We start from the raw sequence: 14,526 nt of genomic DNA, 5'->3' as shown, positions 1-14,526 counted from the left end.
GCCTTTTCCCGTTCAGGAGCCGACACAGCCTCCTTCGGGTATTTTTGCGTTTTGTCGCCACTACACTCGTGGGTTTGAAATCCCACTAATTATCATGTCGGTAATGGCAACCATTGTCGCCATTGTGGAAGTGTCGCTGTTTGGCGCGATGGGTAACTTGGTTGATTGGTTGTCGAACAGCAATCCAGACACATTTTGGCAAGATAACCAGAGTGACCTAATTTTCTACGGTACTCTCTTGCTGGTTGTTATGCCTGTGCTTGTGATTGGCTATTCGCTGCTCGTACATCAAACGTTACTGGGTAACTACCCAATGTCGATCCGTTGGTTAGCTCACCGCTATTTGCTTAAGCAGAGCCTGAATTTCTATCAGGATGACTTTGCAGGTCGTGTAGCGACTAAAGTTATGCAAACCTCACTAGCGGTGCGCGAAACCGTGATGAAAACTATGGATGTGTTCGTCTACGTCTCGGTCTACTTTACCTCTATTGTGGTACTGCTAGCCCAAGCAGACTGGCGATTAATGATCCCTATGGTCATCTGGTTGTGCTGCTATGTAGGTATTCAGCTCTACTTTGTACCTAAGCTAAAGCAAGTCGCTTCTGAACAGGCGGATGCTCGCTCAACCATGACAGGGCGCATCGTAGACAGCTACACCAACATTGCAACGGTCAAACTGTTCTCTCACAGCCGCCGTGAAACCGAGTATGCCGAAGAAGGCATGAATGGCTTCTTAGGTACGGTTTATCGCCAAATGCGCCTAGTGACTGGCTTTGATGTCGCGGTAGAGATTACCAACTATGTACTGGTGTTCTCTATTAGTGCTCTGTCTATCTACCTGTGGATGGACAACTCAATCAGTGTCGGTGCAATTGCCATTGCGATTGCTTTGGCTCTGCGTATCAACGGTATGTCGATGTGGATCATGTGGGAAGTCGGTGCCCTGTTTGAAAACATAGGCACAGTAGTTGACGGCATGAAGACAATGTCTAAGCCGATCGATATCCAAGACAAGCCTAACGCTAAGCCACTCGATGTAAGCCAAGGTGGTATCGAGTTTGACGATGTTAGCTTCCACTACGGTGACAAAGAGAAAGGGGTGATCAGCAACCTTAATCTTAATATCAAGCCAGGTGAGAAGGTCGGCTTGGTTGGTCGTTCTGGCGCAGGAAAATCGACTCTGGTCAACCTACTGCTTCGCTTCCATGATGTGGAGAGTGGCAAGATCAAAATTGATGGTCAGGTGATTTCTGATGTGACTCAGGATTCATTGCGCAGCAATATCGGTATGGTGACACAAGATACCTCACTGCTACACCGCTCGATTCGCGACAACATTCTTTACGGCAACCCAGATGCCAGTGAAGAAGAGCTGCTACGCGCGACCAAGCAGGCTCACGCCCATGAGTTTATTGAAACGCTTACCGACCCATTTGGTAACGTAGGCTACGATGCTCAGGTCGGCGAGCGTGGTGTGAAGCTATCTGGCGGTCAGCGTCAGCGTGTTGCGATTTCTCGTGTACTACTGAAAGATGCGCCGCTATTGATCCTTGACGAAGCAACCTCAGCGCTCGACTCAGAAGTTGAAGCGGCTATTCAAGAGAGCCTAAACGAGCTAATGCAAGGCAAAACGGTGATTGCTATCGCTCACCGACTTTCAACCATCGCAGCGATGGATCGTTTAATCGTTCTAGACAAAGGCGAAGTGGTTGAGCAAGGCACTCACCAAGAGCTAGTTCAAAGTGGTGGCATCTACGCCCAACTTTGGGCCCACCAAACCGGTGGCTTTATCGGTGATGAAGAGGCTGAGAAAGAAAGGGCATAATAAGTCGATCCTATTATCAACTAAATGTCCGAATAGTGTGGTAGACAATCACTATAAAAAGGAGCCTCGTGGCTCCTTTTCGTTAGCGATTAAGCTAAAACACCAACTCTGACGTGTATGGTTTGTAATCTTCAGACACTAGAGGGACAAATTTACTAGGCCACTGCGTTGTAAACTCGCAAAGCAAGCGATATTGAGCTGGTGCATCCAGGTTGACTTTCTTTACAGTCAACGTGTGTGCTGTCAGATCAGGACTTTGCAATAACTCTCGAATATCGCAGTTGAAATACTTCGGACAATACCCAACTTTAACCCTCTTAGAGTCAACAGTAGTGACCAAAACAGCATTACAATCATACTCGTTGTCATTTTCGAACTCGAATGAAAGAGCCTCATTGACTTGCAGTTCTTCGATTCGCTTAATGCACTCTTCTGGCAAGTGACTTACACCACTGGTAAAGAATCGAATACTGTACTCACCTCTACCCGTCAACTCAGGCTGCGGAGTAATTCTGAACTGATCAGTTTTCCTCTCTCCACCAGAAATGCTTAACATATCTAATTCGTCATAATCGTCAACAGTCATGTCTGACCAATTCAGCATCTTACGAAATTCTGGTCGATTTTGAGGTAATAACCTGTTTTGGAAAAAAGCAAAAAGATCATTAGAAAAATATACTTTCTCCTTGTCACCCATGCGTGGAAAAGCTATGAAATTAGGATTAGCAGCACCTTTGGTATAACGAAAACGATAGCCGTCAGGATGCCTAGTCAATTGAGCGACCGGGTACCACATACCACTATTAATATCTTTCCAAGTTACAAAAACGCTTTTCATTTCTTATTGTGCTCTTCTGCAAGTTCTATTGCTTTAAGGATGAAGACCCTAGTACTTAATAAATTTTTCCGGTTCTCTTTAAGCATAGTAAAACAAAACTGTTTGGATACATCACTCATAGACTCTGGTGGAATAGCGCGAAGTATATCTAATATCGGCTCTTCTGTAATCTCTTCTAACCTATCAAGCCACTCCATAGCCGCTTCACGTATAAGCCCAGCAAAGAGCTTGAACGCCTCAAGTGCCTTTAACTGTTTACCACCATTGTAGAAGTATGACTTGCACTTACGAACATAGGTAGCAACAGTCTGCCCTTTATCTTTTGTTTCTAATCTCGCCTTTCGTTTATCATCATTCTCATTACGACCTAAGCTTGCAGCATGATCAAATGAAGGTGCCAAAAATTTCTTCCCTCCTTTATCAGTGATCATAGCCCAGTTCTCATTGTGTCTATCTTGGTTAGAAATCCAAGCATCAAACATGATGTAACCAACAAAAACATCAGCAGCTGTTTTAATTGATTCTGTTTCTTCCCATCCTCTAGGAGGATTAACAATCAATAAATCCAAGATTACAAATACACGATCAATAGTTTGCGAACGCTGACCTTTCTCAAGCTGTTGTTGAAGAACAGAAAGTACAACGTGCTCAATAAGCTGATTGCCAAAGACCATAGAATCACCTTCTGAAATGAAATTTTCACTTCGAATTCCGCGCTCTTCACCATTGACTGCTAAATCATAATTGGCGTGAGGGATGCCCAATAACGTAGCTAGCTCACAAGCAATTTTTTCTGCCCAGTCTTCACCATGCCTAACTACTGGATTAGCAAGCTTATCTTCAGTGTGAATTGACTTAAAAAGGTATTCACGTCCATTCGACTGATCGGTATACCAAAACTTAGACTTGGTGCCCATTTGCTCGTAATTATCAATATCTTGCTTCGAGATATCAATGATAGGAAAAAGCTTCATTTTGCAACCTAGTATTGAACCGGATGAGTTAAATCTATACTTAATAACAATGCTAAAAGTCATTCTAACTTGATTGATTTGCTTGTTAAAGAATGACTAGGCATATCAGAAAATTAGTCCACAAAATGCGACTGATAGAACTTTGGTGTGACAGCGATTTTCTTTTTAAATTGACGCTGGAAGTGGGCTTGGTCAGAGAAGCCTAGTTGAAGGGCGACTTGTGCGATATCTTGACCGGACTTCAACATGACTTTGGCGCGTTTGATCTTCTCATCCATTAGATAGGCATGTGGTGGTAAGCCGTAATAGTGTTTGAACGCTCTGAGTAGTTGGTAACGGCTCATTTGCGCTTCTTCGGCTAGGTGATCAAGTTGATGGGTATGGCTGACATCATCAAGCAACTTCTCACGGATTCGCTTGAGTGACGAAGTGGGAACCGGTTTATTCTCAACTGGGCTTTGTCCGTGTACCGCTTCCACAAAGTCGTACAAACGGGATTGCACTTGCAGTTGCTCCGCCTCTGTTTGCAGATCATTAAACAAGGCAAGATAGCGATTTTTTATCACATCACCGCGCTCAAAAGCGTGGTTGAATGGCGTATAGTCAGCATGAGATTGCCCAAGTACTTCTTGTTGTATCTGGCCCATTTTTTCAGTATCAATAAACAACATGCTGTAAGACCAGGTTCCGGCTTCAGGATTACACGAGTGAACATCGGACGGATTAATCGTGACGATGTCACCACGGCCAATATGGTGGGTTGTATTGTGATTGCGATAATCTGCCCGGCCTTGTTCGATAATGCCAAACGAGAACTCGTTATGGGAGTGGGCGGTGTAACAAGCGGTGCTTTGGCTCGCAATACGCATCTCAATCCAAGGCAGCACCGTACTTTGCTTGAAATTCGCGCTGTTATCTTTTTTCATGCGCTGCTCCCTGCGCGATACCCATAACCAAAACTACAGCCAGATCATGCTGACAGAAGCCACTAAGGTGACTGCCATCACTTGATTAAAAGTACGTTGTTTTCGTGGATGAGACAAATACTTTGCAAATGCTCGCCCACTCAGCGCCCATAAACCCACACCCATTAAGCAACAAATTAACGATACCAAGGTGAACACCCATAGCCAATGGTCTGGATTGCCCTGCCCGATGACATACAAGCTAACGCCAGACATAGCGACCAACCACGCCTTGGGATTTAATAGCTGGGTAAGCGCTCCCATCCACCAACCCGATGTCAGTGACTTAGGCTCGAGTTCTGTGACTGGCACGGTAAAGATCTGATAGGCGAGATAAATCAAAAAGGCACTACCTAGCCACATTAAAGTAGCTTCAAGCATAGGGATGAACTCAACCAGCTCATGCATGACAGAGCCTGAGATAAATACTACAAGCGCATACGCCAATGAGGCCCCAATCACCAACTTTAGTGCTTCTGAGCTACCACGCTGTACGGCCGTTGCGGTAGCAAGTAAGTTCACTGGCCCTGGTGTCGCAGCTCCGACAAATGCAAATGCCAACATTGCCATAACTAAACTGTTCATTCTGTTCTCCTTAACTCGGCGTTTAAACGAGCTGTTTAAACTAACCAAACCTAAACAAAAGTTATTGAACGATATTGCAAACGTGCAGATAAAAAAAAGCCACACGCAAAGGTGTGGCAAAACAAAAAGAACTGGCAGTGGATAGTTCGCTTTGTGTGGATGAAGCTCAAATAAACTTCAAAGAAATTCTGTGCTAGTAGGTCTCAAACACGCCAGAGTTATAGTCTTGAATAGTTTGCTCAATTTCAGCCATGCTATTCATAACAAACGGGCCGTAGTGAACAACTGGCTCATCTATCGGCTCACCAGCAAAGATGAGTACTCCGCTTTGCTCCAAAGCCGTCAACTCAACTCGTTCCCCTTTAGTTAGTAGCGCAAGCTCACCTTGCTTAACTGTCTGGTCACCCACTTGTACTGAGCCTTGGTAGCTTAAGATCATCATGTTGAACGCCTGAGGAACTTCTAAGCTCAGGTTGTTACCCTCGCTTGCACGCCAATCAGAGACACTCAACTCAACGCCAGTCTTATTTAACGGGCCATTAAGCTGTTGCTGATTGGCTACCACGCTTCCGGCTAAAACGCGCAACAAACCAAGCTGTTCATCGCTATGTTCCGTGATGGTCTCAGGTTGAAAGTCGACATACTGAGCAGGCTTCATCTTGTCGCGTGCAGGCTGGTTAATCCAAATCTGAAAGCCATGTAGATCGCCCTCTTCCATGATAGGCATTTCACTATGAATGACACCGCGACCAGCAGCCATCCACTGCGCGCCACCACTTCTTAACTCACCGACATTGCCCATATGATCTTTATGCTGAAAGTGCCCTTTGAGCATATAAGTCAAGGTTTCAATACCGCGATGAGGGTGAGGAGGAAAACCACCAACGTAATCTGAACGCTGATCAGATTTAAGCTCATCAACCATTAAAAATGGAGAAAACTGCGCGTTGTTGAAACCTGCAACACGCTGAATTTTGACTCCGTCACCATCAGAGGTCGTATGGACTCGAATGACTTGATTGACTTGTCTATTTACACTCATGCTCTCTCTCCTTTATCTGGTTCCTTTGAGGAATGAAGACAGTTTACTCAGCCAGAGAGTGATTGTGAGCGGGGAGATTAGAGGCTCTCGTTCGAATATTTCGAACGAAAAGGTAATAGGCTCCTCCTATCACGAGTATAGGAAAGACCCATTATCTATATGGGCATATCTTAACGATACTAATATCAGACTTCTGGAATAACCTTAACAAAAGCAAGTGAATAAGTGTAAATAGTCACAGCGCTGAATCACTCAAATGCTATACCTATGTATAGGTTTTTCCTTTCATAACAATTTTCGCAATCAGGAGGCGAAGATGCACGGGAACGATAGTAATTCAAGCGGTAAATGCCCTGTGATGCATGGTGGTAATACAACCCTAGGAGGCAAGGCGACTAAGAACGTCGACTGGTGGCCTAATCAACTCAACTTAAAGATTCTTCACCAAAACGATACTAAGTCGAATCCAAATGGTGCGGATTTCAACTATGCCGCGGCGTTTAAATCGCTCAATCTTAAAGCGGTCAAACAGGATCTAGAAGCGTTAATGACAGATTCTCAAGACTGGTGGCCAGCAGATTACGGTCACTACGGTCCATTTATGATTCGCATGGCATGGCACGCAGCCGGTACGTATCGTACTGCCGATGGTCGCGGGGGCGGCAACACAGGTAACCAACGTTTTGCACCATTGAACAGCTGGCCAGATAACGGCAACCTAGACAAAGCACGTCGTCTACTGTGGCCGATTAAAAAGAAATACGGCAATAACCTTTCTTGGGCTGATCTCTTCATCCTAGCGGGTAACGTAGCAATTGAGTCTATGGGTTTAAAAACCTTTGGCTTTGCCGGTGGACGTGAAGACATTTGGGAGCCAGAAGAAGATATCTACTGGGGCGCCGAGAGCGAATGGCTAGGAGATGAGCGTTACTCTGGCGACCGCGACCTAGAAACGCCGCTTGCAGCTGTACAAATGGGCCTAATCTACGTTAACCCAGAAGGGCCAAACGGAGACCCAAGTGTTCTTGCATCGGGTCGTGATATTCGTGACACCTTTGCGCGTATGGGCATGAACGATGAAGAGACAGTTGCGCTAGTTGCCGGTGGGCACACCTTTGGTAAAACTCACGGCGCAGGTGATCCCGAACTGATGGGGCCAGAGCCAGAAGCTGCACCACTTGAAGAGATGGGCTTTGGTTGGAAAAACGCACACGGCACAGGCAAAGGCGACGACACCACCACCAGTGGTATCGAAGGCGCATGGACACCAAACCCAGTTCAATGGGACAACGGCTACTTTGAAATGCTATTTGGTTACGATTGGGACCTAGTGAAGAGCCCAGCAGGAGCTTGGCAATGGGTTCCTATAGGCGTCGATGAAGCACACAAAGCACCACAAGCCCACGATGCAAGTAAGAAAGTCACGACCATTATGACAACTGCCGATATGGCGATGCGTATGGACCCTATCTATGGTGAAATTTCAAAACGCTTCTTTGAAAACCCAGACCAATTTGCCGATGCCTTCGCTCGCGCTTGGTTCAAGTTGACTCATAGAGACATGGGGCCAAAATCTCGCTACTTGGGTGAAGAAGTGCCTCAGGAAGATTTAATCTGGCAAGACCCACTGCCTGCCTCAACAGGAAAACCATTAACCGAAGCCTGTGTTGAATCAATTAAACAGATTATTAAAGCCACTGACCTAACTATCTCTGAAATGGTCTACACAGCATGGTCGTCAGCTTCGACCTTCCGTGGTTCAGACTATCGTGGCGGTGCAAACGGCGCTCGTATTCGACTCGCCCCTCAAAAAGGCTGGGAAGTAAACCAACCTGAGCAGTTAGCTCGAGTGCTAGGGGTTTACCAACAAGTTCAGCAACAATTCAGCGGTGATGTCTCAATTGCAGACCTGATCGTCATCGGGGGTAACTTGGCGATTGAACAAGCCGCCTCAGCCGCCGGGCATAAAGTTTCAGTGCCGTTCACGCCAGGTCGCGTTGATGCGACTGACGAGCAAACCGATGCTGAGTCGTTTGCAGTGTTAGAGCCTATCGCCGATGGCTTCCGTAACTTCGCTAAAGCGACTTACACGATTCCTGCGGAAGAGCTTTTATTGGACAAAGCACAATTGCTTCAATTAACCGCGCCAGAAATGACGGTACTTATTGGCGGTATGCGTGTATTAGGGGCAAATCATGGTGGCACTAAACATGGCGTATTCACTGCCACACCAGGCGTGTTGACCAATGACTTCTTCGTCAATTTGACGGATATGAGTACTGAGTGGAAACCCGTGTGTCCAAATAACAGCGCCTACCTTGGTACAGACCGTGCAACGGGCGAGAAGAAATGGACAGCAACTCGAGTTGATCTTGTGTTTGGTTCAAACTCCCAGTTACGTGCACTAGCTGAGCTTTACGCCTGTGATGATGCGAAAGAGAAGTTCGTTAATGACTTCGTAAAAGCATGGGTGAAAGTGATGGATGCGGATCGTTTTGACGTTTAGTTAAAGTTATCTCATCAAAGCTATCAAGTCGATAAAACCAAGGCACAGAGCAACCCCTCTGTGCCTTCTATTTGTTTATCTCCTAGCAACAAGACAAAAGCTAGTCGCTAAACACAACAATTTACTAAAGGTTATTTTCCACTGAATCATTTTCTATGACTCGACTCTCTGTATATAACCTAAAATATACAACCGATGTAAAGACCATTACTGATGAAGAAACGATCCCGCCAACTATGTCGGTAATAAAATACATCACCGACGAAAGCTCACCAACTGCGCCAATAATAAAACCAATCGCGAATTGGAACACTGCGATGACTGTTGTCACTGACATGAGCCGTCCGGTAATACCTTTAGTATCATTCCAACTTTCATGAAGAGCAGATAATACTGGCTTATCGTTTAGTACTACTTCGAAATCAGCAAACGCATACTTAGCCGCTAAATATATTCCCGGTAAAATCAATGCGATAAACCCGACCATGACAGCTAAACCATAAAAAATGTACACAAGTAACAACCGCCACCATTGGTTCCATGAGAAACGACTTTGTACACTGTCGCCAGTCACCGTAGAGGCCATAAATTGGATAAACTTTATCATCAAGTAGGTGTATATAAGGCCTAACATCACTTGATAAGTAAGCGTCCCCCAATTCAAGTTTGAGTTGAGGCTTAAATACTCAACAAAAGGGTTAAGTAAGGATGAGATAATGACATACAGACCAAAAAGCTTGAAAATAGGTCCAAAATTAGATTTGGAGAAATAAAAGCACTCCGTAAACAGCTTGTTCATAACACTAATTCAGTCGGATAAAATTTTCGCTAGCATATCAAATATTTATCGTTTAAAAAATTAGTAGTGTTCTCGCTTAAATTGACAAGGTGATCGCTCGATATGAAAAGAACCTTCAGCTTATTGAAACACTTACACATCAATAACTTAAATAAGTTTAGGCCGAAAAATGTGACAGACATATGAACTTGCACACATTTAGCTGTGGTATGTTCTGATTTATAAAATGCTAACAAACAGGTGCCGGAATGACCATTCAATACTGTGACGAATGTGGTAGAGCAACCGAACACAAAGAGCTTATTAAGCAAAAAACCTCCCCATATGGAAAGAGCCGTAAAGAGCAGTTCAAAGCGTTTATCTCAGGTTTTCTAGCAAGTGCAAGCGTCGGACCAGCCCTAGCTTCACTAGAGCTGATTGATCGCTCCGTGGTTTGTAATGAGTGCGGTGCCAAGAAACTTGAAAACCATGGTCAAGAGTTCGAGTGATCGAAAAAGTAATACTGTCTATAGGGCGTCGGGTAACGCGCCCTCTTTAAACACCACAATGGCGCGACGGTTAAGCGCATTGGCATCCAAGCTCTTCTCGTGGGTCACAGGGTCGAGCTCACCAAAGGACTTCACCTCCCAAACATACTGGCTTGGGTCTACACGCTTTTGCAAGTAATCCATCACATACTGAGCGCGCTGTTTAGCGAGCTTTTCGTTGTAGCTAATAGAGCCCTGATAATCGGTGTGCCCCGCAATCAAAATACGGCCATTTAGCCCTTTCAAGTTGTCAGCAAACTCATCAAGCGAAGAGAGCTCTTGTTGTTTTAAATCAGCCTTATCAAAATCAAAATGCGGCGTCATAGCGACAAACACTTTACGCTTTGGCGCTGGAGGCTGACAGTAGAGGTTCTCTTGCTGCGTCTGTGCTTGCTCAAACACCACATAGGCACGGCGGTTTTCCGCATTCGCTTGTTTTGACTCACCGTCAACAAGGGGCTTTGACTCACCGTAATATTTGATTTCCCAGTCATAGCGTGAAGGATCAAGCTTGCTGCTCATATACGCTTTTACTGCTTCCGCTCGACGTAGAGAGAGCTTCATGTTGTAGTCATCAGAACCTTGGTAATCGGTATGCCCAACAATCGCAATTTGACCGTGCAGCTTTTGAATACTGTTGATCAAGTTATCGATCGATGTCTTATCGGCATCGGTAAGATCTGATTTATCAAACTCAAAGTGAGACGCCATAGCGATGTGAATCGCCCGCTGTGGGACCAAACACTCGCGGATAAGGAACTTTTCAACCTTAGGGTCGCCGAACTTATCTATGTTCTCTTTACTCACATAGGTGTCTGTCGAACATGCCGTCAGGCCAAGTAGCAGCATGATGCCGCAGAGGGAAAATCGTTTGATCATCATTAAGCTCCTTAAATCTTACCGATAAGGTTGATAAACACACCTTTCGCATCGTAATCGTCATCATTAACTAGGTTGCCATCAAAGCCAGAGAAGTTGTAACCAACACCAATCTTAAAGTTATCAGAAAGGTGCTTATTCACTGACAGCAGTGCGCCATGCTCGAGTTCGTCATTAAGAGTATCGGTTTTCCAGTGATACTCACCGGTAATATCCCACTCTTTAATGATGTGGTAAGAGGTGCTCAAGCCATAGAGGTTAATATTACTTTCAACTGTTTGCACTGCGCCCGACGCTCGTTCAAAGTCTTCTTTCTTATCTTTGTGAGCATACTTAGCACCGACATCCACCTTGGCGTTAACCGAGTAAATCCCTTCAATCTCAACAATGTGTGACTCTTCATTGCTGTAATCAACATCACGATCAAGATTGTCTTTGTCAGCGATATAGGTATAGCGGCTTAAGACGTTGAGACGGTCGTTATAGATTGGGCGGTAGGCAATGCCACCCGTCGCTTCAACAAAGCGCTCCAATGTTTCATCTGTCTCTTTACTGACTGATTTGGAGTAGTTGAACTTACCGAACAGAGTGTACTCTTCAGTTAGGTTGTGAGTGTATCGGTTGGTGGTAACAAACTGATCAATACGGCGACGACTTGGATCAACGTTCTCATTACCTTCATCGACACGGAACTCAATCTTATTCGATAGAGCAACGTTGTCTATGTCGACCGACGAGGTAAATGTGATTGCTCGACGATGAGTGACTTCCAACTTAGTCGGATCTTGCTCATTTTGCTTTTCAATCTCACCCTGCTGATAACCAATGCCGAAATCAATATCATCTGTCATGTCGTAGCCAAAACCAAATGAGTCAATGCGGCCTTTACCGTTGTTGTCATCAACAAACTGGTTCTCTTGGTAGAAATCAACATTTGACGTCAGATCAGCGCGTTGACCGATAATGACGTTGTTGTCACCTTCGTAATCATCATCTGTATAGGTGACGTAAGTAGTGTAGTCGCTAGTAATGTCGTAACTCGCAGTAGCTTGAGTCGCGTCTCCGCGATCACCCGTGGTGTACTCCGCGCCAAGGGATAGATCATCAAATACACGGAACTCACCACCAACAGAGACGCTGTCATTGTCGTCATACTGTTCAGTTTTATCGACGGTCGACTGACCTTTCACATACACGCTGTTGTCACTGTCCCAAATGTAATCAGCACGCAAACCTGCTAAGGTTCCTGAGCCTTTTTGATTGGTTTGGTTTAACTCATCGACCTGCTTGCCCGCAGCAGAAACCTTAATATGGTTCGTTACTTTGTATTGAGCTTCTAACTCGGTTTGCTGGCTATCGGTCTCTAATGTACCGTCGACCTTTTTCTCTTCGATAGAAGTATAACGGGTGGCAAAGCTCAACTCATCGGTCGCTTGCAAACGCAGTTCTGTACCGTATGACAGCTGCTCTAAGTCATCACTTTGACTTGCTTGGCTGTAGCCTGCATCTTTAGATTTGTACCAAGCCTTAATGTCGTTACCTACCGCGCCAAACACCTCCGGCGCGATATCGTACAGATTCGCCACACCTTTGACTTGGAAAGAGTCACCTTCACGTGCTTGCGCGCTATTACCCACTTCACGGAAGGTTAAACCACCATCAAAAGAGACATAATTGGAATCCGCTTGCTGACCTTTACTGTGCGCCCATTCCGCCTTTAAATACGTCCCTTCCGTCGCGCGCAAAGTAAGATCACTGCCGTAAGATTCATAATCTTGTCCGTCACGCTCTTCGGTCATGTAGTTAGTACCGATGCCTATATAATCGTTGGCCCAGCCTTTCACCCGACCACCGTAGGTCATGCTGTCTTTAACATCTGAACCTTTCGGCACGTACTCATAATCCACTGCCAGATAGTTCTCATAACCATCGGTTGGTGTGTCGGAAATAACGCTGCCAAAACTCTCTGAAATGATGTTACTCAGTGGGCGCTTAAGGATGATTCGCCCTTGGTATGGGTCGATGTCATAGTCTCGGCCTGATTGCAGTGGTAGCTCTCGCTCAGAGATCCCCGAGTCTTTGTTGACCACTTTAACAAACACTTTGTCACTGCCCGGAACGACCTCACCGTGGCGCAAGAAGTAGAGTGAGCCACCCGTGCCTAAGAATTCATCATGAGCGAACGCAGAGTCCGCCGACGCAGCAAAACCAACCACGTTGAGACGGTCTTCACCAAACTTAGTCGTTGAGCGAGTTCGGTAGTCCCCTTTAAACCCATATAAGCTTCGGTTGTAATCGTTGTTGTCGGTGCCAGTCAGACCTGTATTGTAATTACCCCACAGCGCTTGAGATTTATCGTATTCAAGATTCAAGTAGACTTTACCCTTGGTATTGACGACTTTGTGGATATTAGCGCCGTCACCATAATCGCCGTAGTAGAGCTCATCATCGTCTTCTAATATGTCGAACACATCAGAACTGTCAGAGGCAAATGGGTGCTTAAAAATGTCTTTGATGCGGCCATTCTTACTATCGAAGTGAGTAGTTACTCGAAGTTTGTCGCCAAACTTACCTTGGCTAAAATATGCGACTCGACCTTGGTTATAGATGTCATCTTGATACTGTTCATTAACCCCTAGTGCACCTGTTGAGCCAGTGACTTCGTTCTTACCAATATATATATCGGCAAGACCTGCTTGAGAGTAGTAAGTATCTGGAATACGTACATACAGCTGATAAAGACGCTCGTCGCCATTGTCAAAAATGACTTTCGTAGGGAACACGTATGCATCCGCAGGCAAAAACTGCTCGGCATACAATTCGCCCTCTTCCACTTCAAACTCGTCTTCACCGATCACAACCTTATCGACGCCTTTCAAACCGGTACCGATAAACTTGGCTAACCCTGCGTTAGTTGGGATATTGTGGCGCATCAAGGTTGCACGCCCATAACTTCGCGATAGCTTGTCTTCGCTATCATTACGGTCGATATCCACTTCAGAATCTGGATTGACTAAATCAGCGATGCCGATAGTCGTCACATCCATGTTGTCGTCTTTATCCCAAGCCTTAAAGCGGAACTGTAGCTGCTCGCCCGGTGCAAACGTGTAATCCACATCTGTTGAACCATCCCAACTAATATCGATATCGTTGGCGACTTCAGTGCCAGTAATGATCTTTAATGGCTGCGATAAACTGCGGTCTTGGCCTCGATAGACCTCAATTTGATAACGCGCCATGTAGTAGCTGTAGTTTGAGCTGATGGTAAAGTTCACAGAATCCGTCAGCTTTCCATCTGCGACTTCTAGCTCATCACCAATGCTCACATCAAGAACAGGATCGAAGCGAGTGATGTCTCTGCTGGCCCAAATCGCGCCCTCTTTGAGATAGATACGTGAGCTGTCTTCTTGTTCATGAACAGCAACCTCTATACCCGTCGTATCTGTATCAAGTTTTTGTAATTGGCTGGTATCCTTCGCGGCAGCAACCAAAGGGATAGCCGCAAGAATACAGACCGTCAAATGAGTCAGTTTGAATTTTTTCATTGTTTGCCCACCCAACGTTTAGTCTTCAGTCGATCGAAATT

General features: G+C 45.4%; 11 protein-coding genes. 3 read left to right on the top strand and 8 right to left on the bottom strand.

Features of this window, described 5'->3' with window-relative positions:
* Positions 1–1,825, top strand: a 1,825-nt coding sequence (locus QTO00_RS01210) for an ABC transporter ATP-binding protein (protein ID WP_331422470.1), incomplete at its 5' end; no start/stop codon positions are given.
* 94 nt (positions 1,826–1,919) lie between these two features.
* Here QTO00_RS01210 and QTO00_RS01205 read toward each other — a convergent pair.
* From QTO00_RS01205 to QTO00_RS01185, 5 genes are all read right to left on the bottom strand, one after another.
* Entirely contained in the window at positions 1,920–2,663 is a 744-nt protein-coding gene (locus tag QTO00_RS01205) for an HIRAN domain-containing protein (protein WP_331422468.1), read from the bottom strand.
* Complete coding sequence (locus tag QTO00_RS01200; RefSeq protein ID WP_331422466.1) at positions 2,660–3,637, bottom strand: hypothetical protein; 978 nt, start codon at positions 3,635–3,637, stop codon at positions 2,660–2,662. Before QTO00_RS01200 ends, QTO00_RS01205 begins: the two co-directional genes overlap by 4 nt.
* A 113-nt stretch (positions 3,638–3,750) precedes the next feature.
* Positions 3,751–4,563, bottom strand: coding sequence for a helix-turn-helix domain-containing protein (locus tag QTO00_RS01195; RefSeq protein ID WP_331422464.1), 813 nt, complete (start codon positions 4,561–4,563; stop codon positions 3,751–3,753).
* 33 nt (positions 4,564–4,596) lie between these two features.
* Positions 4,597–5,187 carry a LysE family translocator gene (locus tag QTO00_RS01190; protein WP_331422462.1) on the bottom strand — a complete coding sequence of 197 codons (591 nt, stop codon included), beginning with the start codon at positions 5,185–5,187 and terminating at the stop codon, positions 4,597–4,599.
* A 193-nt stretch (positions 5,188–5,380) separates the two neighbouring features.
* Positions 5,381–6,229 (bottom strand): pirin family protein, encoded by an 849-nt coding sequence (locus QTO00_RS01185; RefSeq protein WP_331422461.1) that lies wholly within the window; start codon positions 6,227–6,229, stop codon positions 5,381–5,383.
* A 316-nt stretch (positions 6,230–6,545) separates the two neighbouring features.
* Here QTO00_RS01185 and katG point away from each other — a divergent pair, with 316 nt between their 5' ends.
* Positions 6,546–8,735 carry a catalase/peroxidase HPI gene (gene katG / locus QTO00_RS01180; RefSeq protein ID WP_331422460.1) on the top strand — a complete coding sequence of 730 codons (2,190 nt, stop codon included), beginning with the start codon at positions 6,546–6,548 and terminating at the stop codon, positions 8,733–8,735.
* Between the two features lie 124 nt (positions 8,736–8,859).
* Here the strand turns inward: katG and QTO00_RS01175 are convergent, their stop codons facing one another.
* Positions 8,860–9,534: a hypothetical protein gene (locus QTO00_RS01175; protein ID WP_331422459.1), complete on the bottom strand. Its 675-nt coding sequence runs from the start codon at positions 9,532–9,534 to the stop codon at positions 8,860–8,862.
* Between the two features lie 248 nt (positions 9,535–9,782).
* On the opposite strand from QTO00_RS01175, the gene QTO00_RS01170 reads away from it, so the two are divergent.
* Positions 9,783–10,022, top strand: coding sequence for a hypothetical protein (locus QTO00_RS01170; protein WP_331422457.1), 240 nt, complete (start codon positions 9,783–9,785; stop codon positions 10,020–10,022).
* 18 nt (positions 10,023–10,040) lie between these two features.
* Here QTO00_RS01170 and QTO00_RS01165 read toward each other — a convergent pair whose 3' ends face one another.
* Positions 10,041–10,943: an OmpA family protein gene (locus QTO00_RS01165; RefSeq protein ID WP_331422455.1), complete on the bottom strand. Its 903-nt coding sequence runs from the start codon at positions 10,941–10,943 to the stop codon at positions 10,041–10,043.
* 8 nt (positions 10,944–10,951) lie between these two features.
* The gene (locus QTO00_RS01160) at positions 10,952–14,485 is read right to left on the bottom strand and encodes a hypothetical protein (RefSeq protein WP_331422453.1); all 3,534 of its coding nucleotides are present in this window, start codon (positions 14,483–14,485) and stop codon (positions 10,952–10,954) included.
* Positions 14,486–14,526: the final 41 nt, after the last annotated feature.

Source organism: Vibrio sp. M260118 (assembly GCF_036533755.1).
Taxonomy (GTDB): domain Bacteria; phylum Pseudomonadota; class Gammaproteobacteria; order Enterobacterales; family Vibrionaceae; genus Vibrio.
Note: the sequence above shows the minus strand (reverse complement) of the source record. Positions and strands in the feature narration are given on the sequence as shown.